The organism is Apilactobacillus zhangqiuensis (assembly GCF_019656215.1).
GTDB lineage: Bacteria > Bacillota > Bacilli > Lactobacillales > Lactobacillaceae > Apilactobacillus > Apilactobacillus zhangqiuensis.
Genome location: NZ_BPLK01000002.1, coordinates 127,537 through 151,356, shown reverse-complemented (window position 1 = coordinate 151,356; position 23,820 = coordinate 127,537). Strand labels below are relative to the sequence as shown.

Below are 23,820 nucleotides of genomic sequence, written 5' to 3'. Positions count from 1 at the left end.
CTATCCCAGCTTTTCTACGATGTATTCGTTAGTCTTTTGCAAAATGTCTTTTAGATTATCAAAGGTAACTGTCTTGATTGCTTCATCATATGGAGCCCAAACATAGTCACTGATTTCTTCAGCTTGTAGCGTTACTTTATCACTATCGACTTGAGATGTATAGAAAGTAACCACTTTATGATGACCATTTTTCATGTCATAGTTTGCATCAATACTAAATTCAGTATCAATAGTGGCATCAATGCCGGTTTCTTCCTTAATCTCTCTAATCGCTGCTTGTTCTAGTGTCTCGTCACCTTCCACATGGCCCTTGGGGAACCCCCAGAAGTCACTAGTAGCACTTTTTTCTAATAGGTAGACTGGTTTGTTATTAACTACACGGTACACAATGGCGCCTCCGTCAATCTCTGTTACCATAATCATCCCTCCACGTTTTATTTGCTATCATTATATCATTTTGCTAGATTATCATTAAGTATTTATCAGTAAAACTAAATAGATGTTAGGCTTAATCTGATATAATGAAAACAAACCTATACATAGTTAGGAGAATAATTATGAAAAATCATCAATATGCAATTGCTGATTACAATTTAAAAGTCGCTAAGAATGAACTACGAGCAATTCATTTCTTAGACGATGAAACAGATAAAATTGATAATCCATCTGCTTTACTAAAACACTTCTTGATGACTTACTTCTTGGATTCACAAAGTTTAGCCATTCGAGGTCAAAAAATTTCACAAATCATGGCTAGTTTCGAAGATGACGCACTAACCTACCTAGACAAAAACGCCCCACTATCAAAGATTGCGTTTTACAACATTGCGTTACAACTTCTACAATTTAGCGTTGGCGAAGATTTCTTAATCGATAACTCAATCACTAAGATGCAAACACTAAATCTACCAGTCGCTGACGTTCATGATCCAATGAATTTATATGACGTAATTTGTGCATGGTATCTTCTATTAAATACCCACACTAAGTACGGCGTGACTCTAATCGACTACCTAGCCGGTGAAGGTTACTTCGCACAAAACTACAATCAATTCGATAAACCACTTATCTTCAATGGAAAGAGTATGCCAGTATATGACACTAATAATTTAATCCGTGAAGTTGTCTATGTGGAAGCACCAATGGACACCGATAATGACGGTAAGTTGGACTTGCTAAAGACTGAAATCATTCGTCCAAAGGAAAGTAATAAGAACAAGGTGCCGGTCATCTTTACCGCTAGTCCGTACAACCAAGGCACTAACGATGCCGACGGTGAAAAGTTAACTCATAACGTTAACAAAGGACTAAAGCACAAACAACCTAACACTGTGTCTCTATCAGATTTAAACAAGAAAGAAAAAGAACCAGAACTACCCGCTGCACGTAACGTTGAAGGTAAGACTAGAAAGGCAGAACAAACATTTAGCCGTGAACAATCATATACTCTAAATGATTACTTCTTGGCCCGTGGATACGCAGTTGTCTACTCTGCTGGAATTGGTACTTACGAATCTGATGGATTTAGAACCACTGGTGACAAGTATGAAACCATCTCAGCAACTGCCGTCATTGAATGGCTAGCTGGTAACCGTGTGGCCTTTACCAACCGTACAGACAACAACCAAATCGAAGCCTACTGGTCAAATGGAAACGTTGCAATGTCTGGACGTTCATACCTAGGTACATTACAAATTGCTGCTGCAACTACCGGTGTTGCCGGACTAAAGGCTTGCTTAGTTGAAGCCGCAATTTCTAGTTGGTACGACTACTACCGAGAAAACGGACTAGTTATGGCACCCGGCGGTTTCCAAGGAGAAGACGCCGATGTTCTAGCTGCCGAAACTTACAGTCGTAAGAAATCCGCTGCCGAAGACATCAAGAACGAAAAGAAATGGGAAATTCAATTAACCAATATTACTAACGAGCAAGATCGACAATCTGGTGATTACAACGCCTTTTGGAACAAACGTAACTACCTAAACGATGCCAAGAAGATTAAGGCTGACATGTTCTTCGTCCATGGTTTAAACGACGAAAACGTAAAACCAGTAAACGTCGCTAACATTTGGCATGCTGTCGACCCACTAAACATCTCAAAGAAGATGATTTTACACCAAGGTCAACACATCTACATCAACGCCTTCCAATCACTTGATTTCACTGACATGGTCAACCTATGGTTCACCAACAAGTTGATGGACGTTGAAAACAATGCTGACAGCCTAATTCCTAACATCTTAGTTCAAGACAACACTACCGACCAAAATTGGTATGAGGTAGATGAATTCGACGAAGATGAAAATCTAAAGCGTCTCGAACTAACAAAACCATCAGACAACTCTGAAGTTACTGACGATAAGGTTATCTTCTCTGATTCATTGGATCAAAATGATTTTGAAGCTTATTGCAATGACGTCAACAAATGGGAAAACAATCTAGTGATTGGAAAAGATGATGCTCCTATTGCTAACAACCGTGTCGTCTTCACCTTCGACAAACTATTAAAGGATGTCACCATCAACGGTAAAACTCACATCCACTTAACCGCGTCATCTTCAAAAGACTTTGGTATGCTAAGTGCTCAATTAATTGATTTAGGTGAAGACTTTAGATTAAACGCTCAACCTGAATCAGTTGATCACGCTAAGATTCAATTAGGCTACCTATGGCGTGAAGATAACCTTCGTGAATTCAAGATGAGCAAGAAGAAGACTCCATTCAAGAAAATTGCTGAAGGTCACATCAACATGCAAAACAGAAACAACGCTTACCAAGTGAGTGAACTTCAAGCTAACGAATTCTACGAAATTAACTTTGATTTACAACCAAATGTCTACAAGGTTAAGGCTGGTCATCAACTAGCTGTCGTAGTCTACGCAACAGACTTTGACAAGTCTATTCGTGGTAACCAAGATGTTAAGTACACTCTTGATTTATCAGACTCAGCTGTTGAACTACCCTTCAACAAGGACTAAGATTAATAATAATTTAGATTGAAACGAGGGATTGTCATGAAACAACAAACAAAAATTATCACTTTAGATAATGGCTATCATTTATGGACTCATACTTCTGGTGAAGGTAAGATTAACTTACTTGCTTTACACGGTGGCCCTGGTGGAACCCACGAATACTGGGAAAACTCAGCCGACCAATTAAAGAAACAAGGTCTAGATGTTGCCGTTACCTACTACGATCAATTAGGTTCATGGTATTCCGATACCCCTGATTTTTCAGACCCTAAAGTTGCTGACGAAATTTTAACTTACGACTACTACGTTGACGAAGTTGAAGAAGTTAGACAAAAATTAGGACTAGACGACTTCTATCTAATCGGTCAATCTTGGGGTGGTGTGTTAGTTCAACTATACGCACAAAAATACGGTGACCACCTAAAGGGTGCCATCATCTCATCAATGGTTGATGACATTGACGACTACACTAAGCACTTAGATGAAATTCGTGAAAAGGAATTTGCTCCTGACGAATTAGCCTTCATGAAGAAGTGTGAAGCCGAAAATGACTACGATAACGAACGTTACCAAAACGATGTTGACCAACTAAACAAGGGGTACATCGACCGTAAACAACCATCTAAGTTGGAACACCTAATTGGTATTTCAAACACAGATATTTACAACAAGTTCCAAGGTGACAACGAATTCGTTATCACTGGTAAATTAGGCGAATGGCACAACACTAATCATTTATCAGAAAACCACGTTCCTACCCTAGTTACCTTCGGTGAACACGAATCAATGCCAGTTGAAACTGGTAAGCGAATGGCTAAAATGATTCCAAACGCTAAGTTTGTTTCAACTCCTAATGCTGGTCACCATCACATGATTGATAACGCACCAGTATATTACGACCATTTGGCTACTTTCATTCGAGAAGTGGAAAACGATACATTTAATAAGTAATAACTCTTTGAAAAAGACCCACTGGGGCTGAAAAAAGAACCCACTGGGTTCTTTTTTTATATTATTTTTAATGTTTTCGTGGTATAACTATCTTTAATGAATTAAAGGAGTTCATCAAAATGCAAAACGTCTATAATATCGTGTTGAATCGAACCAACAGCAACAGCGTTGAACGATTCATCAACCTATTCAGAGAAGGCGCAATTATCCTTGTTGTCCTAGAAATCTTTGGATATCGAGTACCGTCTTTTCTAACCAATTCAATGAATAACTTCCTATTAAGTATCTTCTACTTAATTACAAGTTATAAAATTCCACTAATCTGCTTTATTCTCTTATGCGGATTATTCTTGGTATCAGAGGCATCGATGCACCATCGCTATCTTGATAACTTGCACCACAACTTCTGGCGTCAATTAATCAAGCTATACAAATACGTGTGGATTATCGTCTTCACTGTTTGTTTACTTGCGACAAACTTGGAAAGTCTAATCGACTTCAAGTTCATTATGGAAGCCAGATCATTTACCGCTGGTTCCAACTTCTGGCCAACACTATTTAGAAACTGTTTCGCCCTATTCATGTTCTTCTTGAATATTTACTGGTTCTTGGTTTACTTCTGTAATAGTGACAACGCCCTTGCAGAAAAACATCCCCGTCAAAACCAATTGAATTCAAAGGGATACATCAAGCTATCAAAACGTGAATTGGAATTCTCCAATCAACACGTTTACCTACAAATATATGTAAGAAACAATGAATCACAGGCATTAGATGATATCAAGGAATACTTCTTGGTTAAACAAGTCGCTTATAGAAACAATCGCCAACACAAAGAAGACATTACCATCATCAGTCAGTTCGCCTCATACAGTGATGCTAAGAACTTCATGAACGACTATGCTGACGAACCAAGCAACTTTATGTAAATAAAAAGAACCTATCGTAATTGATAGGTTCTTTTTTATTTAAAACAAACTAATTAAAATAAATAAAGCAAAACAGGCAGCTGTTATGACGCTGTATTTCGTATCAATCAGCTGGCCATTATCAACGTACAAATTGCGACCGCCGAAGAATAATACCAAGGCGATGAAAATCAACTTTACAGATAGCCATTCGATACATATAAGCGCCCAAATCAACATCATAATATCTGCGATGATTAGCCATACTTTTCGACTATTATAGATGTTGCCCGCCTCCTTATTGTAATTAGTTATTTACTTGTCCTTGTGCTTTAGCAATTTCATCGGCATCCCTTAGACTTAGTTTTTCAACATCTAAGACTTTGTCCACTAGTCCATTATAGAAGCTAGTTTCGTGAGATACGATGATTGCGTTTCCTGGGAAGTTATTAATTGCGTGTTTTAGTGATTCCTTGGTTTCGTCATCCAAGTGGTTAGTAGGTTCGTCCATGATTAAGAAGTTAGATGGAGTGAATTCCAACATCGCTAACTTAACCTTGGTTTGTTCTCCCCCGGATAATTCACCGATTGGTTTAGAAGCGTTAGCTGAATCCAAACCACACTTAGCAAGTTTTGTTCTGATTTCTTTTTGTTCCAACTTAGGGAACTTGTTTTGAATGATTTGCATTGGAGTTTCGTTGTTGTTGCTCCATACCAAATCTTGGCTAAAGTAACTGACTTTAGCTGATGGTGAGAATGTTGCTTTTCCACCCTTTGGCTTTAGGATTCCTAAGATAGACTTGATTAGAGTTGACTTACCAACCCCATTAAATCCTTGGAAACCGACCTTTTCATCAGTATTAACTGAGAAACTAACTGGTTTTAGTAATGGTTTGTCATAACCAACAGATAGTTCGTCAACAACCAGTGCATTTTGTGAACCAGTATCTTCGTAAGGGAAGTTAAAAGATGCATGGATGTTAGTCGAAGGTGGATCAACCAATTCCATATGTGATAGCATCTTTTCTCTTGATTTGGCCATTGTTGATTTTGAACCAGCCTTGTTCTTTCTAATGAAGGCTTTGGCCTTTTCAATTTCAACTTGTTGCTTATCGTATTCTCTTTGTTGAACCATTTCACGTTCAGCCTTTTGACGCATAGCTGACTTGAAGTCACCACGGTACTTGGTAATCTTACCAAAGGCGATGTTTACGATACAGTTTGTAACGTTTTCCAAGAAGTCGTAATCATGGGAAATTACCATAACGGCACCGTCAAAACCGTTGATGTAGTCTTCCAACCAACCAATATGGGCAACGTCTAGATAGTTAGTAGGTTCATCAAGTAAGATAACGTCTGGATCTTCTAGGATTAATTTAGCTAGGATAATCTTTGAACGTTGCCCACCTGACATGTTAGTGATTTGTTGATCACGTTTGACATCATCTAGACCTAAACCTGTGATTACTCGTTCAATTTCGGTCTCAATATCATAGAATCGTTTTGCTTCTAGTTCTTCTTGAATTCTTCCCGCTTGTTCTAATAACTTGTCATCAAAGTTTTCAGCATATTGTTCGTACAATTCTTGCATGTGCTTTGATTTATTATATAGGTCTTGGTAAGCAGTGTGTAGGAAATCAATTAATGTCATTCCTTCTGGAATATCAGCGTATTGGTCCAAGTAACCAACGCTAACATTGTTTTGCCACTTAACAGAGCCTGAGATTGGCAATTCTACCCCGGTGATAATCTTAATCAAAGTAGATTTTCCTACCCCGTTTTGTCCAACAATTCCCATATGTTCACCCTTATTAAGGGTGAAACTTGCTTCATCGTATAGCTTTTTGTCGGCAAAACCCATACTGATATCTTTAACATCTAATAAAGCCACAGTCTTTTTCTCCTTTTTCTATTCCGTACTTATATATAATTACAAAATTAACACATTTTAGGGCTAAACGTCAATTTTTCGGCGTTTTCAGCAATATTAAATCGTACCAATTCCTCCGATAATGGTATAATTGAGTATGTAAAAATTAAAAAAAGGAATGATCATAATGAAGGTCAAAGATATTGACCATATTACAATCTTTGCTAAAGATCTAAAGCTATGCATGCGTTTTTACCATGAAGTTTTAGATCTTCCAATCGTTGAATTCACTGATAACAGACTTGAATTTCAACTTGGCAAACAAAAACTAATCTTCCTTCAAAATGATAGCGATGATAATGTCCCGGAAAATCCTACACCTGGTTCATCAAAATTCTGCATCATTGTGAAGGACTCATTGACTGACTTAAGTGCGCATTTAGCCAACTATGGTGTCACCATTATCGACGGCCCCAAAAAAGTTCACGGTTCGAATGGCCCAATGAACTCACTTTTCATAAATGATCCAGAAAAAAATGTAATTGAGATTTGTGAATATTAATTAAGAATTATAATCAATATCACACTTTTTTTAATTATTTTTAAGTGCTAACAAACGTTATTATTATGCCCAATAAGCAGCAAAAACTGTGTCACAGTAGGTCTTTAAACATTTTACATGCACATGGATTTTTGTTAGTATACTCAAAGACCATGAAAGGAGTTTTATGAAAAAAAATAAGAAATCAAGAAAAGTAGGTTTATTTCAAATTGTAATGTTGGGACTTAGTTCCATTATTGGTTCAGGTTGGTTATTCGGTTCATGGGAAGCCTCCCGTGTTGCTGGTCCAGCTGCTATCATCTCATGGGTAATCGGTGCTATTGTTATCGGTGCTATCGCCTTTAACTACATCGAACTAGGTTCAATGTTCCCCGAAAGTGGTGGTATGAGTAAGTACGCTCAATACACCCATGGGTCTCTATTAGGATTTATTGCTGCCTGGTCTAACTGGGTATCATTAGTTACCTTGATTCCAATCGAAGCCGTTGCCGCAACCCAATACATGGGTTCATGGCCATGGAAGTGGGCTCATTGGACTCACGGTTTTATCGTAAATGGAGAAATTTCTAATCTAGGTTTATTTGTCGTTTTTCTTTTCATATTAGTCTTCACGCTATTAAATTATTGGTCTGTTAATTTACTAGCTAAATTCACTAGTTTTATTTCAATTTTCAAGCTAGGAATTCCGCTACTTACTATCATCATGTTGATCCTATCAGGATTCCATGGTGGAAACTTCACATCACAAGGCTTCATGCCTTATGGTAGTGCTGCTATTTTCTCAGCTACAACAGCATCAGGAATCATCTTCTCATACAATGCATTCCAAGTTGTTATTAACATGGGAAAAGAAATTAAGAACCCTAAACGTAATATCGCTTTAGGTATTACCATTTCATTGGCTATTAGTATTGTGATCTACGTCGCTTTACAATTTACATTCATTAGTGCCGTAGAACCATCAGTACTTGCAAAAGCTGGTTGGCATGGTATCAATTTCGAATCACCATTCGCTGACTTAGCAATTATGTTAGGCCTACATTGGCTTGCCGTATTGCTATACTTTGACGCTTTCATTTCACCATTTGGTACTGGAGTTTCATTTGTTGCTCAAACAAGTCGTACTCTTGCTGCCATGGTCCAAAATGAACATATGCCTAAGTTCTTAGGTAAAATTAACGAACGTTGGGGTGTTCCAAGAATTGCGATGGTTGTTAACATGATCATCTCCGTTCTATTAGTTGCACTGTTCAGAAGTTGGGGTACACTTGCTAGTGTTATCTCTACTTCTACATTGATTGCTTACTTAACTGGTCCAGTTACTGTAACATCATTGAGAAAAATGGCACCTAATTTCAAACGTCCAATTCGTATGAGAATGCTACAATTCATGGCTCCTCTTGCCTTCGTATTAGCTAGTTTAGCTGCTTACTGGGCAATGTGGCCAACAACTGTTAAGGTTATCGTAGTTATTCTATTAGGTCTTCCATTCTACTTCTACTTCGAATGGAAGACTGACTGGAAGAAGACCAAGAACCAATTCGCCGGAAGTTTCTGGATGATTGGTTACCTAATCTTCATCTCAGTAATGTCATATGTAGGTTCAACACCTTTCGGTGGTCAAAACTGGATTCCATATCCATTGGACTTCGTTGTGATTATTATTGTTTCCCTAGCCTTCTACAGATGGGGAATTTCCAGTTCAATGGTAAGTACTGATCTTCATAATGCTAAAGTGGTCAATGACCAAATCAATCTAGACGCATATGAAGATGAACCAACTGACGAAAATAAAGAAGACAAATAAAGCAAAAGAACACCATTTGGTGTTCTTTTTTATTTGCTCAATGTTTTATTTCTTGACAATTCTAATTCTTAAACTTAAAATGAACTTAACTTAAATTGAAAGGAGAAAGAACCAATGAAGAATATTTTATCAACAAGTCTAAGTTCTCGTTGGCAAAGCTGGTGCCTATAGGTCGCATTACTAGTATAGATGCGACTTATGATGCAATCATTGAGCGCATCTGTACCGGCTTCTTTCTCACGAATAAATAAGCCTGTGCGGATATGATTCGGACACCACAGGCAGAAAACGGGTAACCTGTAGTGTTTGGGTTATCCGTTTTTTTATTGCATTTATTTACCATTTTAAGCTTTATACCAAAAGGAGAATGAGTTATGAAAAGACTTTATACAGTCATATTTATCCTAGTCGTCTTGCTAGGATTTGGTTTTTACCAAGAAAAACAACCACATAAAATCAATCCAAACCACACACCTACTGTTGGAATCCTACAATTAACTGAACATCCCGCTTTAGATGCTATCCATAAAGGAATTATCGATGGCTTGAAAGAATCTGGTTACACACCAGGTAAGAACATCAATATCGATTTCCAAAATGCCGAAGGTGATCAAGGAAACTTAAAGACAATGAGTTCTAAGTTTGCGACCGAAAACGTCGACATGTCGATCGGTATCACTACCCCATCAGCACAAGTATTAGCCAACACAGTTAAAACTGCCCCACTTATTCTAGGTGCCATCACCGATCCTAAATCAGCCGGATTAGTTGATTCAAATGAACACCCTGGTCGTCAAGTTACCGGTGTTTCAGATTTTCCTCCAATGAAGGAAGAACTAAAGCTAATCAAGGAAATTATGCCTAATCTACATACTTTAGGGGTAATTTACACATCAAGTGATGATTCAGCTACATCTCAATACCATCAATTCGTAAAACTATGTAAAGAAGAACACGTTAACGTTAAGGGATACTCAATCTCAAACACTAACGACTTAAACCAAGTTGCAACAGAAATGGTTCAACATGTTGACGCTGTCTACGTACCAAATGACAACACCGTTGCCTCAGCAATTCAAACACTAGTTAACGTTGCTAACACTAGAAACGTACCAGTATTCCCCACTGCATCAACCGTTGTTAAACAAGGTGCATTAGCTACCATTGGTTTGAACCAATACAAGCTAGGTGTTCAAACTGGTAAGATGGCTGCCCGCGTTCTAAAGGGAGCTAATCCAGAAGACATGCCAATCGAAAAACTAAGTCATGGTGACCTAGCAATCAACTTAGGCCAAGCTAAGAAACTTGGTATCGAGATTCCTGACTACCTAATTAAGGAAGCCAAAAGAAACGGAGTGATTTACAAATGAGTTTAATTATTTCAGCAATCGGGCAAGGACTATTATGGGCTATAATCGGAATTGGTCTTTACCTAACATTTAGAATTCTAGATTTCCCTGATATGACCGTTGAAGGAACTTTCCCAATGGGTGCTGCTACAGCAGTTACAGCAATTGCTCATGGTGTTAATCCAGTTTTAGCTACTATCCTAGCCTTCTTAGTAGGATGTGTAGCTGGTCTTGTTACCGGTCTTTTATACACTAAAGCAAAGATTCCTGTGCTACTTGCCGGAATCCTAGTAATGACTGCTTCTTATTCAATCGATCTTCGTATCATGGGTAAACCAAACCAATCACTACTTGGTCTACCTACCCTATTAAGTGGTAAGTTTTTACAATCATTACCACCTTACTTCGATGGTGTTTTCGTTGGTTTCGTAGTCATCACCGTTGTTACATTAATTCTTATTTACTTCCTACAAACTGATTTAGGTCAAGCCTTCATCGCTACTGGTGACAACGAAAACATGGCCGAATCATTAGGTATCAACACAGACAATATGAAAATCATGGGTGTGAGTGTATCTAATGGTCTAATCGCTTTGGGTGGTGCTTTAGTAGCCCAAAACAACGGTTACTCAGACGTTAACATGGGTATCGGTATCATCGTTGTCGCTCTTGCTTCAATCATCATTGGTGAAGTTATCTTTGGTGATTTGACCATGAACCAACGTCTAGTTGCCGTAATCGTAGGTAGTATCCTATACCGCCTAGTATTACTACTAGTGCTACAACTTGGTTTCAACGCCAACGACTTGAACTTAATTTCATCAATTCTACTTGCGATTTTCATGGGTCTTCCCGCATTCGAAAGTCGTTTCCATCTAAAACATGTCTTGAAGAGGGGGCTAAAAAATGACTAAGACAATCTTTCAATTAAAAGACGTCGTAAAGACTGTTAACGAAGATACTCCCGAAGAATTAAACATCTTAGATCACGTTGACCTAGATATTCATGAAGGAGACTTCATTACCATCCTAGGTTCAAACGGTGCTGGTAAATCCACTTTATTCAATACCATTGGTGGTAACCTTCGCCCTACTTCTGGTCAAGTTATCTACAAGGACAAAGACATCACTAACATGTCAGTTGTTAAGCGTACATCATTTTTAAGCCGTGTTTTCCAAGATCCTAAACTAGGAACTGCCCCTCGTATGACTGTTGCAGAAAACCTATTACTTGCGGAAAAACGTGGTTGTCACCATCACCTAATCCCACGTAAGTTAAAGGGTGAAATGAAACGTTTTAAAGACATCACTGCTAAGATGAACAACAACCTAGATCATCGTTTAAACACCGCAACCGGTAGTCTATCTGGTGGACAACGCCAAGCATTGAGTTTCCTAATGGCAACCATCAAGAAACCTGGCATCCTATTACTAGACGAACATACCGCTGCCCTAGATCCTAAGACTTCTCAAAACTTAATGGACATCACCGATGAAACCATTAAGGAACAAAACTTAACTTGTCTTATGATTACCCACCACCTAGAAGATGCATTGAAATATGGAAACCGTCTATTGGTATTACACCAAGGTAAGATTTCATATGACATCTCAGGTGAAGATAAACAAAAGCTAACTAAAGAAGAACTACTTACATTCTTCAACGATATTCAATAAAAAAGAAGGCATCGTTTGATGCCTTCTTTTTTATTTGTCTTATTTATCGTAAATTTTGACAAGTCCTTGGGTTCCGTCATTACCTAATTGATAATCGTTAACCATCTTGTCATATAGTTGTTTAGCTATTTTGGTAGCTGGTAAATCGATGTGCATTTCTTCAGCACCTTCGAGAGCGATTCGTAAGTCCTTCAAGAAGTGCTTGGCTGAAAATCCTGGCTTAAAGTCACCCTTCAAAACACGAGGACCATAGTTATCTAGACTCCAGTTATCCGCACTACCACTTGAAACGGTGTCCATCATTGAAGCTAGGTCTAATCCGGCAGCCTTGCCATATTCGTACATTTCGACCATTCCGGTCATGGTACCGGCAATCATGATTTGGTTAGCCATCTTGGTGTGTTGACCCTTACCAGGTCCACCAAATAGTTTTACTTGGCTGCCCATGGTATCTAGAATTGGTTTAACTTTATCAAAGGTCTCCTTATTACCACCAACCATGATGGTCAATGTTCCTTTCTTGGCACCGACGTCACCGCCAGATACCGGCGCATCCAATGTTTCGATACCTTTCTTTTGACCTTCTGAAAAAATTTCTTCGTCTAATTTTGGTGTTGAGGTAGTGGAATCAATTAAGATGGTGTCTTTATCCGCACCCTTAAATAATCCATTGTCACCAAAGTAAATTTCTTTTACGTCATCAGGGAAACCTGCAATCGTGATCACTACATCTGAAGATTGAGCGATTTGTTCAGGTGTATCTAACCATTTAGCACCGTTATCGATTACGCTTTGCGCATGTGCCTTAGTACGGTTAAATACGTTCACTTCATATCCTGCTTTCAATAAATTATTAATCATTGAAGAACCCATTACACCGGTTCCGATAAATCCAATTGTCATGTTTCATCCCTCCTTAAATAAAACACTATAGCTATTTGACTATATCTTCAAACATTTAGCTTAATTCCTATCAAGTGCGATATTTGTTATAATATAGGTGCAAATCTTTTTTCCGAATGGAGGATTATTTATTATGAATAATGGTGACAATGACAACCGTATTCGTAAATATACTTTCGATGATACATTTATGAACTCCGAAAATAATCAGTCAAATTCAAATCACATTTGGCCAATTATTATCTTTATCGTCGTTGTGGCAGCATTAATCCTAGGTGGGGTCAAAGCCATCACCTACTTCACTAGCAGCCATGACAATCAAACCACTAAGATGACTCAATCAAGTAATCAAAGTAGTTCAAGTATGGATGAAGCAAACACATCTCAACAAAGTAAAAATAACCAAGCAAAGGGTAATTCATCAAGCCAACCGCAGAAGAAAACCATGTTTGATGGTACTCATATCTTTAGTTCTGTTGCTGATGCGCAAAATTACGCTAAGGCAACCCAAAGTCAGTGGATTCAAGCAGGATATTCAACCTACACTGTTTCAGCCGATTCACAAGGTTATTACATCCTAAAATTTGTTAGATAGGAGGATTTTTAATGAAAGTAAACGTTAAACTGGACAACAATCGTCTACCAGATAAGTACACTCGTCACGCAGCTGATGAATTTAAGCAAAACGATTTTCCAATCGTCTCATTCCCATTCTCAATAAAAGACGTTCCTGCTGACACCAAGGAAATCGCCTTTGCTCTAACTGACTTAGACTCAATTCCAGTCTGTGGGTTTGAATGGATCCACTGGTTAGTCGCTGGACTAGATGGCAAGGATGTGGACGTACCTGAAAACGCCAGTCAAGAAAATCCATTACACTGGACCCAAGGTAATAACAGTTCAGCTGGTCATATTTATAACCTAGGTGATCAACATATCAGTCACAAGTATATGGGACCTAAGCCACCAAGTGGTGTCCATGAATACACATTGACCGTTTATGCATTAGACCAAAAGTTAAACTTCAAAGATGGCTTTTGGTACAACGAACTACTTCACAACATTGATGGTCATATTATCGAACAAGTAAAAGTCGATTTACCTGTTGAAAATTAATAAAAAAAGCGTTGCCAATTTGGCAACGCTTTTTTTATAGTCGAGCAATTCGTTGAGCTTCATCTTCTAATCTAAAGCACAAGTCTAATGCATCCTTCTTGAAGTCTTCGATGAAAGTTTCACCATTTGATTTAAATTCAGCAATTTGACGACCACTGATACCGGTAACTGTGAAGGTTACTCCATCATCAGCAAGCTTAGAAGTATCGTAGTGACCTTCTTCTGCTTCTTCTAGATAATCTTGAAACAAATCAGCAACAGCTTGGAAAATTACTTCTTCCTCGGTAACCTTATGTCCGTCGATTAGCATACGAGCCATCTTTAATTTTACTTCGTCCATGTTTTCTGGAATTAATTCACTCATTATTAACACCATCCTTAACTGCTATTTTATCATAATCCATAATCATTTTTAGAAAATAATGCGTTAAAAATGAAATCACTTTTTCAATCATGTTATTATCTTATTATAAAGGAGTGTTCGAAATGAAAATCGGAATTATAGGTGCAGGCCCTCGTGGTCTGTTAATGCTTAACAACTTGATTCAAAACTTTGAATCATCTAACCTTAATAACTTAACAATTCATCTTTTCGACCGTGCCGTCGCAGGTGGCCGCGTCTGGAAAGTTAAACAACCAATTAGTCTAATTATGAATACCCCTGCCAATGAACTAACATTATTCAATGATGGACAAGACGGTGCCTTATGCATTGCTCAATGGTGCCAATCTGATATCTCAAACGAATTTATCAACAGTCTAGATGTTGATAACAAAGAAGAGTTACTAACAGCTGTTGATAAGATTAACGACAGAAGTTACGTCCCTCGTGCTATTTGCGGAGCTTACTGCCAATGGTTCTTCCAACGATTAGTTGATCAAATCAAAGATAACGCCAAACTCAATTTAGATGTCCACTTCAATCAAAATGTGGATAACGTTGAAAAGGTTAAGGACGATTCATTCGTCGTATCTGTGGGTGATGTGGATTACCCTGTTGATAAACTAGTATTTAGTCTCGGCCAACAAGAAAACAAGTTAACCAAGGATCAAGAATCACTTCAAAAGTACTCTAATGATTACGGGCTAACCTACATTCTTCCTGGTGAAGCTGATGAAGCCGACTTATCAACAATCACCAGTAATCAAAATGTGATTATTCGCGGAATGGGTCTTAGTTTTAACGATTACGTTTCTCGTCTAACCGAAGGTCGTGGTGGCTATTTCACCGATAATGGTGATGATACCCTAACATACCACACATCAGGTGATGAACCTACTATCTATGCTGGTTCTAGACGTGGTGTTCCTTACTATCCAAAGGCCATCAGTCAAAAGGCATTTAATGAAAACTATCCTGCAGTATTTCTAACCAACGAAAATGTGGATAAACACCTAAAGGATGGTCATATCTCCTTTGAAGATTTCCACATGTTATTAAGATTAGACATTGAATATCGTTACTACAGCTTCTTATTCAGTCTAAAGCACCCTGAAATCGATGTTAACGACTTTCAAAAGAAGTTCAGAGAAACCGATAACCACAATGCTTTAATCGGTAGTTACCACCTACCAACCGAAGAAGTATTCGACTGGGATAAAATCTTAAATCCTGTCGCTGGTGTAAAGATATCCACACTGGACAACTATCAAGAACACATCAAAACTTGGTTGTCCGAAATGATTGACGACGCGCTACTAGGCTCTAAGACCGGTCCTGTCATCGGTTCACTAGAAATGCTTCGTGATCTTCGTGATAACATTCGTTACGTTTTATCCAATCACTTATTCACAAATGACGATTTGGTGCATAAGTACCTAGGACGTTTCTCTTCTGACATGAAGTTTCTATCTCAAGGTGCTCCAGCCGTTAGAAGTCAAGAAATCTTAGCCTTAATGAAAGCCGGTATCGTTAAGATTATCGGCCCTCAAATGCAAGTCATTGGTGCAAACCACAAGTTTATCACCCGTTCTGCCTTCTACGGCGAAGAAATCATTCAAGGTGATGCTTTAATCGAAGCTCGTACCAATGCTCCCGTTACCAAGTTTTCAGCCAACCCAGTTATCACCAGCATGTTGGACAAAGACTTAATTAAGCCACTTCCAATCACTCTATCCGATGGTGAAACTGTGGACAACTCTTCTGTTGATATCGATATCAAGACAGACCAGGTTGTTGGTCAAGATAACTTATACACATGGGGATTAAATACCGAAGGATTATACTTCGTTACCTCAGCCATCCCTCGTCCTGGAGTGAATGACTCAATTTTATCTGCTGGAGACGATATCTCTAAAAGCCTATTAGACATTGAAGTAGTAAACCCAACAATTTATATGTAAACAAAAAGCCATTCTAATGAATGGCTTTTTTATTTGAGTTCTTCTTTTCTATCGATAATAAACTTCGCAAAGTGTTGACTTGCAATTGGTAGTTCGTCCTTATTCTTATACACAATTGCAACTGGTCTAGTGACGTTTGGTTTGACAGGCTTGCTAACAATATTGAAGTCTGTTCGACGATAAACCAGTTCGGATAGAATACTTACCCCTAGACCTGCTTCCACCATCGCCATGATAGTGTAGTCATCTTGAATCTTGTAGCGAACGTTTGGTGTCACACCAGAGCGATTAAAGGCTTCAAGCGGTTCACTGTATCCACCACCCTCTACTAGGATGAATGGATCATCTGAGAGTGCTTCAATTGGCACAGCATCAGCATTCGCATATGGATGGTCAACCGGAATGAACGCATTCATGTTGGTATTGTGGATAATGGTCTTATTAAAGCCTTCTCCGTATTCAGCGGTCATGATGGCGAAATCAATTTGGTCGGTTTTCAACCAATCGATGATTGTCCCATAGTCACCCTGGTTTAAAACAAAATTAATTTGTGGATAAAGAGCCTTAAACTCTTTGAAGAGATCTGGCAACCAGTAACAACTAACACTTGTAATTGCTCCGATTTTAACCGTTCCGGCTTGAAGACCATTAATCGCGTTAGCGGTATCGATTAATCCACGGTATTGACGAAGTGCTTGTCTGATGTGTGGATAAAGTTTTTCACCATCAGGTGTTAATTCCACACCCGATCTGGAACGCTTTAGGATGTGCATGTTGAATTCCTTTTCCAGATTGGAAACCATTTGACTCACGGATGATTGTGTATAACCCAGTTGTTCCGCTGCTTTTGTAAAACTCTTATTCTGTAAAACTGCTTCTAGTACAATAAATCGATTCATCTTATATCATCTTTTCTTATGTAAATATTGAATTTATTAATTTTACTTATGTTAATGCTCATTATATAGTTAACAGTACAAATAAACAAGAAAAGGTGTTGATATCTATGCAAATTTTTAAAAAAGATTCGGTTAGCAATTATTTAGAGGCCGATTCACGATTATCCAAGTCTTTGACCACTAAAGACTTAATTGGTTTGGGTATCGGTGCCGTGATTGGTACCGGGATCTTCATCCTTCCTGGACATGAAGCTGCCAGTCATGCTGGTCCAGCCGTTGCGATTGCTTTTTTAATGGCAGCCATCGTTTCTGGATTAGTTGGTATGGCCTACGCTGAATTTTCATCAGCCATGCCAATAGCCGGATCAGCTTACTCATTTGGTTCAGTTGTATACGGTGAAATCGTCGGTTGGATTTTAGGTTGGGTCTTAATCCTTGAATACTTCTTAGCAGTATCTGCAGAAGCAACTGGATTTGCCGCTTACTTTAACAACAATATCTTAGACGCCATCGGAATTCATTTACCAACCGCCCTACAAGCCAGTCCAATGGAAGGTGGCGTGATTAACATCTCAGCCGTCATTATTGTGGTGGTCATTGCAGGAATTCTTCTAATGGGTTCTGAAATGTCTAAACGCGTTGAAAACTTCGCCGTAATCGTCAAAGTCGCCATTATCATTATTTTCATCATCATTGGTGCTTTCTACGTTAAGACAAGTAACTATGTTCCTTTCTACCCTGCTCAATTCCACTCAACTCCATTTGGTATGGGTGGTATCTTCACAGCTGCCGCAACTGTCTTCTTTGCTTTCATCGGTTTTGATGCATTAGCTTCTAACTCCGCCGAAACCATCGACCCAGGAAAAAACGTTATCAAGGGAATTATCGGAACTGTGGTTTTCGCCGTGGTTCTATATGTTGCATTTTCAATGGTACTTACTGGAATCGTTAACTATAAAGAGCTAAACGTTGATGATCCCGCCGCTTATGCTCTTCAAATCATTCATTTGTCAGCGTTCAACAAGCTAATTACTATCGGTGCTTTGTTTGGAATCTTTACCGCCATGGTAACCATGTTTATCGGTGGTTCTCGCTTAGTGTACGCACTTGGTAGAGACGGCCTTCTACCTAAGTTCATTGGTCGTGTTAACTCCAAGCATTCAGTACCAAAGAATGCGATTATCATCGCAACCATCGTTCAAGCTGTCTTTGCTGGTTTGGTTCCATTGACTCAACTAGCATCATTGATTAACGCTGGTACATTGATTGCTTTCGCATTTATCTCATTTGGTATTATCAAACTTCGTCGTAGAAAAGATATTAAAAACACAGGATTTAAGATGCCCTGGTACCCATTCCTACCAATCGTCGCCGGAGTATTCAGCATCTTCTTTATTATCATGCTTCCAAACATTACCAAGATTTCCGTTGGTATCTGGGTCGTGATTGGATTTATCTTCTACTTCGTTTATGGAGTTCACCATTCAAAACTACAAAAACAAGACTAAACAAAAAAGCCCTGGATCAACTCCAGCGGCTTTTTTATTTATCGTTATAAATAAATGAATTATCCGGAATTCGGATTAGAGTATAACTCTTGAACTGACGTCCTGCATGCAATCCAATTCCATTCCAAAAACTGTCTTTATACGTAACGGTTACGTCGGCAACCCACGCTCTTTGGTATTTCTTGTCTAGCGTCTTAGCTTCGTCATCGCTCCATCTAACCGCTGACTTTTGAACATTAATTTCGCTATTAGTACCAACCAGCACACTTGATGCTGAACTGGAAACTGATAGACGTTGTCCATTAACCAAATATGAGTAAGACTGATTCAAAGATGAATTATTCCCACTTTTGACCTTCACATAGTAAGAGCTGTTACCATTGGTATCCAAAATTAATGGCTTGAAGTCACGCGTAGTGACAACATTTGATCCATCAACGTTTGGATAGAATGTCTCAAAAGACATAAATCCAATCCCAGCAAATAACACGACGATTTGAACAACCGTCTTTAAATGGTGAGTTAATGAAAAGTCGTAGTGCCCATTTATGATTAGCCTACTTCTTCTTACCCCGATGTTATGAATAATAAAAATTGCATAAATAACCAAAATTATCCAAAGAAGTAGGCCAACTATATTCCAGGCCGATTCCATAAATCTTCTCCTTTATACTAGTAATCAAAGATACTTTACTATTCTACACTATTTTGGAAAAAATACAAAATTCTTATACTAACTATTATTATTTCAAGGCTGAATCGTTCTTATTCACCAATTTAATCAACTCGGCGGTGTCAGAAAATTCTGCGTAATCATTGACGACCACGGTAATAATTCTATCCTTACCTGGTTGTTGAGCGGTCGCCACTAAGCACAGACCGGCTGCAACTGTGTATCCGGTCTTTAATCCATCAACGTGAAAACTAGCATCGTAGAATGGACGACCTGGTAATAAACTATTTTCATTAAATAACGTTTGACCGTCGACAACTTCGGTCACCTTCTTGGCATCATCGATGACCTTTGGATAAATTGATATCACGTGATCAGCAATGATAGCGATACTTTTAGCGGAGATCATGTTAGCGTCATCTTTGCCACCAACTTGAGCGTAGCCAAATTTGGATAAATCACTATTTTCTAGTCCGGATGATGACACAAATGTTGCATCTAAGTGCCATGCTTTGGCTTGTTTATTCATCATCTTGATGAATTTAACGTTTGATCCAGCTACCCATTGACCTAACGCAATCGCTGAATTATTTGATGATTGCACCAAGGCTGCTTCATATAAATCACGCACGGTGTATTTATGACCGTCCTTAAACTTAAAGCCACCTAACTCTAAGTCGGAACCTAACTTCTTTAATCCCTTGTTACTAGTATCTACAACTTGGTTCCAGCCGTGGGTCTTTTCGGCCTTTTGAATTGTTAGATATAAAGTCATTAATTTAGCTAGTGATGCCACCTTAATCTTTTTATCCCCATTTTGAGAATAGACAAACTTATTCTTAGTAGAATCAAGTGCCACGGCAGCGCTAGCGTTCTTCACTTTATCCTGTGAAAACCTTAATAATTCGGTCTTATAGTTTTGTGAATCTTGTTGGTAGTTTGGTTGGTAACCTTGATTTTTAGTTGTTAATTTTGTGTATTCTTCGCGAATAAATGAAAAGGGATTACTAAATTGTTCATATGCCCCCAATCCTATCGCCGCGACGAAAATTATTGTTAGTCTTTTCACTGATTTTTTCATTCATACTTACTTCCATTATCATAATTTCACTATCTAAAGTTACCACTAAATGACTGATACGACAAGGGTTTCAGCTGTTTAAATTTATTAATAAAAATATAAACATTGCATTTAATTTTAATAAATAGTATAGTTGATTTAAATTGATAGTTAATGTTTGGGGTGCCGGAATTCGGCTGAGATTCATACCCATAGTACCTGATTCAGGATAATCCCTGCGAAGGAAAACAACCCTTTTATTTTTAATGCTTTACAAATTATAAAAATAAATTGGACTCCAAACACGTGTTGTTTGGGGTCCTTTTTTTCTGGAGGAAACTATGAAAAACACATGGTCACTTAGAAACATCATTTTACTTACATTAATCTCAATTATCTGTGGAATCATCTTTTTTGCCACAGGTTTCTTATACAACGCTGTAAGTCTTGCTCTTACACCTTACGGTCTAGCACCGCTTGCTAACGATTTACTACTTGGTCTTTGGGTAATGGCAGCTCCACTTGCTGGATTTATCTTCAAACGTCCAGGTGCTCCATTACTAGCAGAAGTGATTGGTGCAATTGTTGAAATGTTCTTAGGTGGACAATGGGGTGTTGAAACAGTTATTACCGGTATCGAACAAGGCATCGCAACTGAATTAGGTTTCGTTGCTACTAAGTACAAACACTTTGATTGGTTAGGTGTAATTGCTACTACTATCACAACTACTGTCATTACATTTATCTATGACTGGTTCAAGAATGGATACAATGCATATGCTACCCACTTACTAATCATCATGTTCATCGTGAGATTCATTTCTATCTTCATCTTTGGTGGTGTGCTATCAAAACTAATCGCCAACATGTTGGAAAAGAGTCACGTTATCAAATAATAGGAGTGTCAATTTTTGAATAACTTATCAATTAACAGTTTGACATACCAATATACTGGTACTTCGAAGCCGACTTTTAAAGGGGTTAGTCTGGCTTTCGAATCAAATCAAATGTCATTGATTTACAGTCCTTCTGGGTCTGGAAAATCAACGCTTTTGAAAACAATCGCAGGATTTTATCCACAATATAACGACGGTACCATCGACGGCGTTATCAATTTTAACAATCAAGATATTTCTAAATTTTCGGAATGGAAATTACGTAAGACCATTTCCATGATGTTCCAAGATCCAATGCAACAGTTTTGTATGGCAACCGTGGAAGACGAATTCATCTTTACATTGGAAAACCAACAAGTTGCTCCCGAGAAGATGGACCCAATCATTGAAGACGCCCTTTCTTTCACTCATACCAGTGATTTAAGGAATCGTGAATTCAAGACCCTTTCCGGTGGTGAAAAACAAAAGGTTGCACTAAGTATCATCGTAGCAATTAACGCTCCTGTTATTCTATTGGATGAACCATTTGCTAATGTCGATATCAAATCACGCCTGGAACTGATTAGTCTAATGAGCCAGCTAAAGAAATCAGGCAAGATTGTCATCGGTATCGATCACGATCTAACGGGCTACGAAAATCAAATTGACCAGCTAATTGGTTTTGATGAAGACAATTTAACATTTAAACCTTTAAATGAAGCGGCAGTCAAAGAATTATTTAATCAATTCAATGACTCCACAAATCGTCAGATTTCAAACGAGGTTGTTGGAGAACCCATCGTCAGCTGTGTCGATTTATCAATCGCTAATTACGATATGCAATTAATTAATCACTTAGACTTAGACTTTATTAAGGCCAAGACGACCTTAATTACTGGTCCTAACGGCTGTGGTAAATCAAGTCTGTTCAAAACATTTATCAAGCAACATGATTTTGATGGTGAAATTAACTTTGACCACAAATCAATTCGCAAAATCCGTTTGAACAAATACTTACAAAGTGTTGGCATGATTTTCCAAGAATCAACCAAGCAATTCATTAAAATCACCGTTGAGGAAGAACTAGAACTATCCAAGAAGAATGCATTTAACCATTGGTTGGACGACCAACAAATCGCAGAATACACTCAAAGACTTGGTCTAGACGAGCTATCCGATCGCGTCATTTATTCCTTAAGTGATGGACAAAAGAAACGACTACAAATCCTAAGCATGGTCATGATGGGACACTCATTTCTTCTTTTAGATGAACCTTTTAATGGTATTAACATTGAATACGTTGCCGTGGTCGTTGACTTATTGAATCACGCAAAGGCAAATGGGCAAACTCAATTATTAATTTCTCATCAAACCCATGGTCTAGATGACTTAGTTGATTACCATTTAGCATTCGATGATCACAAACTAACTTATCAGGAGGTCTTTTAATGAATCCCGTATTAAAGCTACTGATGATGTTAGTGATTGCCCTGGAAATCTCATTTACAACATCAGTTAGACTAAACATCGTTATCTTTGTCGTTAGTCTAATCTATCTAATCTTCTTTTCTTCAATCAAGCGAATTTTATACTTATTATTCGTTACCCTAATCCCCGCAACTGGAATTTTCTTTGCACAAAAGATTAACGGTGACTACCAATACGGTATCTTATTGGTGACTCGTCTATACGCCTTCGTCACCCTTGGTGGTACCTACACATGTAAGACAACCATCCAAGATCTGGCCGGTAGTCTGGAACAGAACTTTAATGTTCCCAGCAAGTTTGCCTACGGAGTCATGGGCGCATTTAACTTGATTGATACAATTAAACAAGAAATTGCAGACATCAAGTTAGCTGCCAAAATGCGAAACATTCACTTATCGTATCTTTCACCCACTCTTTACTTCAAGTCAATCCTAGCTGCCATGAACTGGTCCACCCTACTTGCTCAAGGAATGAATTCACATTTATTCGTTGAAGGTAATAAAAGAACCCACTTCAAGAAAATCACAATTAAACTATCTGACTACCTAATCTTGTTTACTGTGATTATTGCTGTCCAAATTATTTTAATTTTTTAGCCTTTATTTTTCTACTTATACTAAAATAAGTTATAATGTAATTGTCGGATGGATTTTGTTAGGAGGGTTCTTATGAATCGTAAGTTGAATAAGATTGCTGAAGAAATTGTTACTTATCAAAAAAATAATGATATGCCAGATACATTATTGGCTTATAACCTACATTTTAGTGTAGAGGAATTGCATGACATTAAGAGCATGCGCAGATCCCCAAATCAAGATGAAGTAGATATTATCAAACAAAAATTAGGCTAAGCAAA

General features: G+C 38.1%; 23 protein-coding genes and 1 riboswitch. Of the genes, 16 read left to right on the top strand and 7 right to left on the bottom strand.

Annotated elements, in window-relative coordinates:
- Complete coding sequence (locus K5Q07_RS01955; protein ID WP_220729347.1) at window positions 1-417, bottom strand: bis(5'-nucleosyl)-tetraphosphatase; 417 nt, start codon at window positions 415-417, stop codon at window positions 1-3.
- Window positions 418-557: 140 nt separating this feature from the next.
- On the opposite strand from K5Q07_RS01955, the gene K5Q07_RS01950 reads away from it, so the two are divergent.
- From K5Q07_RS01950 to K5Q07_RS01940, 3 genes are all read left to right on the top strand, one after another.
- The gene (locus K5Q07_RS01950) at window positions 558-2,978 is read left to right on the top strand and encodes a Xaa-Pro dipeptidyl-peptidase (RefSeq protein ID WP_220729346.1); all 2,421 of its coding nucleotides are present in this window, start codon (window positions 558-560) and stop codon (window positions 2,976-2,978) included.
- Window positions 2,979-3,014: 36 nt separating this feature from the next.
- Window positions 3,015-3,926: a proline iminopeptidase-family hydrolase gene (locus tag K5Q07_RS01945; RefSeq protein ID WP_220729345.1), complete on the top strand. Its 912-nt coding sequence runs from the start codon at window positions 3,015-3,017 to the stop codon at window positions 3,924-3,926.
- A 119-nt stretch (window positions 3,927-4,045) separates the two neighbouring features.
- Complete coding sequence (locus tag K5Q07_RS01940; RefSeq protein ID WP_220729344.1) at window positions 4,046-4,855, top strand: hypothetical protein; 810 nt, start codon at window positions 4,046-4,048, stop codon at window positions 4,853-4,855.
- 286 nt (window positions 4,856-5,141) lie between these two features.
- Here K5Q07_RS01940 and K5Q07_RS01935 read toward each other — a convergent pair whose 3' ends face one another.
- Window positions 5,142-6,725: an ABC-F family ATP-binding cassette domain-containing protein gene (locus tag K5Q07_RS01935; protein ID WP_373310021.1), complete on the bottom strand. Its 1,584-nt coding sequence runs from the start codon at window positions 6,723-6,725 to the stop codon at window positions 5,142-5,144.
- Between the two features lie 166 nt (window positions 6,726-6,891).
- Between K5Q07_RS01935 and K5Q07_RS01930 the strand changes: the two genes are divergently transcribed.
- The 5 genes from K5Q07_RS01930 (at window position 6,892) to K5Q07_RS01910 (ending at window position 12,099) form a co-directional block, all read left to right on the top strand.
- Complete coding sequence (locus K5Q07_RS01930; RefSeq protein ID WP_220729343.1) at window positions 6,892-7,266, top strand: VOC family protein; 375 nt, start codon at window positions 6,892-6,894, stop codon at window positions 7,264-7,266.
- Between the two features lie 166 nt (window positions 7,267-7,432).
- Entirely contained in the window at window positions 7,433-9,073 is a 1,641-nt protein-coding gene (locus K5Q07_RS01925; RefSeq protein WP_054606846.1) for an APC family permease, read from the top strand.
- 374 nt (window positions 9,074-9,447) lie between these two features.
- Window positions 9,448-10,443, top strand: a complete 996-nt coding sequence (gene trpX, locus K5Q07_RS01920) for a tryptophan ABC transporter substrate-binding protein (protein WP_220729342.1) — start codon at window positions 9,448-9,450, stop codon at window positions 10,441-10,443.
- Window positions 10,440-11,336 carry an ABC transporter permease gene (locus tag K5Q07_RS01915; RefSeq protein WP_220729341.1) on the top strand — a complete coding sequence of 299 codons (897 nt, stop codon included), beginning with the start codon at window positions 10,440-10,442 and terminating at the stop codon, window positions 11,334-11,336. The genes trpX and K5Q07_RS01915 overlap by 4 nt, the downstream gene beginning before the upstream one ends.
- The gene (locus tag K5Q07_RS01910) at window positions 11,329-12,099 is read left to right on the top strand and encodes an ABC transporter ATP-binding protein (protein WP_220729340.1); all 771 of its coding nucleotides are present in this window, start codon (window positions 11,329-11,331) and stop codon (window positions 12,097-12,099) included. The genes K5Q07_RS01915 and K5Q07_RS01910 overlap by 8 nt, the downstream gene beginning before the upstream one ends.
- Window positions 12,100-12,138: 39 nt before the next feature.
- Here K5Q07_RS01910 and K5Q07_RS01905 read toward each other — a convergent pair whose 3' ends face one another.
- Complete coding sequence (locus K5Q07_RS01905; RefSeq protein ID WP_220729339.1) at window positions 12,139-13,002, bottom strand: NAD(P)-dependent oxidoreductase; 864 nt, start codon at window positions 13,000-13,002, stop codon at window positions 12,139-12,141.
- 133 nt (window positions 13,003-13,135) lie between these two features.
- Here K5Q07_RS01905 and K5Q07_RS01900 point away from each other — a divergent pair, with 133 nt between their 5' ends.
- Window positions 13,136-13,597 carry a hypothetical protein gene (locus tag K5Q07_RS01900; protein WP_220729338.1) on the top strand — a complete coding sequence of 154 codons (462 nt, stop codon included), beginning with the start codon at window positions 13,136-13,138 and terminating at the stop codon, window positions 13,595-13,597.
- 11 nt (window positions 13,598-13,608) lie between these two features.
- Entirely contained in the window at window positions 13,609-14,118 is a 510-nt protein-coding gene (locus K5Q07_RS01895; RefSeq protein ID WP_220729337.1) for a YbhB/YbcL family Raf kinase inhibitor-like protein, read from the top strand.
- A 34-nt stretch (window positions 14,119-14,152) separates the two neighbouring features.
- Here K5Q07_RS01895 and K5Q07_RS01890 read toward each other — a convergent pair whose 3' ends face one another.
- Entirely contained in the window at window positions 14,153-14,482 is a 330-nt protein-coding gene (locus tag K5Q07_RS01890) for a hypothetical protein (protein ID WP_054606853.1), read from the bottom strand.
- Window positions 14,483-14,604: 122 nt separating this feature from the next.
- Here K5Q07_RS01890 and K5Q07_RS01885 point away from each other — a divergent pair, with 122 nt between their 5' ends.
- Window positions 14,605-16,461, top strand: a complete 1,857-nt coding sequence (locus K5Q07_RS01885; protein ID WP_220729336.1) for an FAD/NAD(P)-binding protein — start codon at window positions 14,605-14,607, stop codon at window positions 16,459-16,461.
- Between the two features lie 29 nt (window positions 16,462-16,490).
- On the opposite strand, the gene K5Q07_RS01880 is transcribed toward K5Q07_RS01885, so the two are convergent.
- Entirely contained in the window at window positions 16,491-17,360 is an 870-nt protein-coding gene (locus K5Q07_RS01880; protein ID WP_220729335.1) for a LysR family transcriptional regulator, read from the bottom strand.
- 107 nt (window positions 17,361-17,467) lie between these two features.
- Between K5Q07_RS01880 and K5Q07_RS01875 the strand changes: the two genes are divergently transcribed.
- Complete coding sequence (locus tag K5Q07_RS01875) at window positions 17,468-18,868, top strand: APC family permease (RefSeq protein WP_220729334.1); 1,401 nt, start codon at window positions 17,468-17,470, stop codon at window positions 18,866-18,868.
- A gap of 34 nt (window positions 18,869-18,902) precedes the next feature.
- On the opposite strand, the gene K5Q07_RS01870 is transcribed toward K5Q07_RS01875, so the two are convergent.
- Both K5Q07_RS01870 and K5Q07_RS01865 read right to left on the bottom strand, forming a co-directional pair.
- Entirely contained in the window at window positions 18,903-19,523 is a 621-nt protein-coding gene (locus K5Q07_RS01870; RefSeq protein WP_054606858.1) for an LVIS_2131 family protein, read from the bottom strand.
- Between the two features lie 88 nt (window positions 19,524-19,611).
- The gene (locus K5Q07_RS01865) at window positions 19,612-20,622 is read right to left on the bottom strand and encodes a D-alanyl-D-alanine carboxypeptidase family protein (RefSeq protein WP_220729333.1); all 1,011 of its coding nucleotides are present in this window, start codon (window positions 20,620-20,622) and stop codon (window positions 19,612-19,614) included.
- Between the two features lie 148 nt (window positions 20,623-20,770).
- A riboswitch (TPP riboswitch) is annotated at window positions 20,771-20,865 on the top strand.
- Window positions 20,866-20,942: 77 nt separating this feature from the next.
- Between K5Q07_RS01865 and K5Q07_RS01860 the strand changes: the two genes are divergently transcribed.
- The 4 genes from K5Q07_RS01860 (at window position 20,943) to K5Q07_RS01845 (ending at window position 23,815) form a co-directional block, all read left to right on the top strand.
- Window positions 20,943-21,497, top strand: coding sequence for an ECF transporter S component (locus K5Q07_RS01860; RefSeq protein WP_220729332.1), 555 nt, complete (start codon window positions 20,943-20,945; stop codon window positions 21,495-21,497).
- A gap of 15 nt (window positions 21,498-21,512) precedes the next feature.
- Entirely contained in the window at window positions 21,513-22,925 is a 1,413-nt protein-coding gene (locus tag K5Q07_RS01855) for an ATP-binding cassette domain-containing protein (RefSeq protein WP_220729331.1), read from the top strand.
- A complete protein-coding gene (locus K5Q07_RS01850; protein ID WP_220729330.1) occupies window positions 22,925-23,560 on the top strand; it encodes an energy-coupling factor transporter transmembrane component T family protein in 636 nt (211 codons plus the stop codon). Before K5Q07_RS01855 ends, K5Q07_RS01850 begins: the two co-directional genes overlap by 1 nt.
- Before the next feature lie 72 nt (window positions 23,561-23,632).
- Window positions 23,633-23,815: an LBP_cg2779 family protein gene (locus K5Q07_RS01845; RefSeq protein WP_034530908.1), complete on the top strand. Its 183-nt coding sequence runs from the start codon at window positions 23,633-23,635 to the stop codon at window positions 23,813-23,815.
- Window positions 23,816-23,820: the final 5 nt, after the last annotated feature.

Excerpts from the sequence above, each read along its gene's own strand:
- K5Q07_RS01925 (WP_054606846.1), top strand. The coding sequence starts at position 7,433 with ATGAAAAAAAATAAGAAATCAAGAAAAGTAGGTTTATTTCAAATTGTA.
- K5Q07_RS01930 (WP_220729343.1), top strand. The coding sequence starts at position 6,892 with ATGAAGGTCAAAGATATTGACCATATTACAATCTTTGCTAAAGATCTA.
- K5Q07_RS01885 (WP_220729336.1), top strand. The coding sequence starts at position 14,605 with ATGAAAATCGGAATTATAGGTGCAGGCCCTCGTGGTCTGTTAATGCTT.
- K5Q07_RS01950 (WP_220729346.1), top strand. The coding sequence starts at position 558 with ATGAAAAATCATCAATATGCAATTGCTGATTACAATTTAAAAGTCGCT.
- K5Q07_RS01880 (WP_220729335.1), bottom strand. The coding sequence starts at position 17,360 with ATGAATCGATTTATTGTACTAGAAGCAGTTTTACAGAATAAGAGTTTT.
- K5Q07_RS01955 (WP_220729347.1), bottom strand. The coding sequence starts at position 417 with ATGGTAACAGAGATTGACGGAGGCGCCATTGTGTACCGTGTAGTTAAT.
- K5Q07_RS01860 (WP_220729332.1), top strand. The coding sequence starts at position 20,943 with ATGAAAAACACATGGTCACTTAGAAACATCATTTTACTTACATTAATC.
- K5Q07_RS01900 (WP_220729338.1), top strand. The coding sequence starts at position 13,136 with ATGAATAATGGTGACAATGACAACCGTATTCGTAAATATACTTTCGAT.
- K5Q07_RS01940 (WP_220729344.1), top strand. The coding sequence starts at position 4,046 with ATGCAAAACGTCTATAATATCGTGTTGAATCGAACCAACAGCAACAGC.
- K5Q07_RS01915 (WP_220729341.1), top strand. The coding sequence starts at position 10,440 with ATGAGTTTAATTATTTCAGCAATCGGGCAAGGACTATTATGGGCTATA.
- trpX (WP_220729342.1), top strand. The coding sequence starts at position 9,448 with ATGAAAAGACTTTATACAGTCATATTTATCCTAGTCGTCTTGCTAGGA.
- K5Q07_RS01945 (WP_220729345.1), top strand. The coding sequence starts at position 3,015 with ATGAAACAACAAACAAAAATTATCACTTTAGATAATGGCTATCATTTA.
- K5Q07_RS01865 (WP_220729333.1), bottom strand. The coding sequence starts at position 20,622 with ATGAAAAAATCAGTGAAAAGACTAACAATAATTTTCGTCGCGGCGATA.
- K5Q07_RS01875 (WP_220729334.1), top strand. The coding sequence starts at position 17,468 with ATGCAAATTTTTAAAAAAGATTCGGTTAGCAATTATTTAGAGGCCGAT.
- K5Q07_RS01845 (WP_034530908.1), top strand. The coding sequence starts at position 23,633 with ATGAATCGTAAGTTGAATAAGATTGCTGAAGAAATTGTTACTTATCAA.
- K5Q07_RS01850 (WP_220729330.1), top strand. The coding sequence starts at position 22,925 with ATGAATCCCGTATTAAAGCTACTGATGATGTTAGTGATTGCCCTGGAA.
- K5Q07_RS01870 (WP_054606858.1), bottom strand. The coding sequence starts at position 19,523 with ATGGAATCGGCCTGGAATATAGTTGGCCTACTTCTTTGGATAATTTTG.
- K5Q07_RS01895 (WP_220729337.1), top strand. The coding sequence starts at position 13,609 with ATGAAAGTAAACGTTAAACTGGACAACAATCGTCTACCAGATAAGTAC.
- K5Q07_RS01890 (WP_054606853.1), bottom strand. The coding sequence starts at position 14,482 with ATGAGTGAATTAATTCCAGAAAACATGGACGAAGTAAAATTAAAGATG.
- K5Q07_RS01905 (WP_220729339.1), bottom strand. The coding sequence starts at position 13,002 with ATGACAATTGGATTTATCGGAACCGGTGTAATGGGTTCTTCAATGATT.
- K5Q07_RS01910 (WP_220729340.1), top strand. The coding sequence starts at position 11,329 with ATGACTAAGACAATCTTTCAATTAAAAGACGTCGTAAAGACTGTTAAC.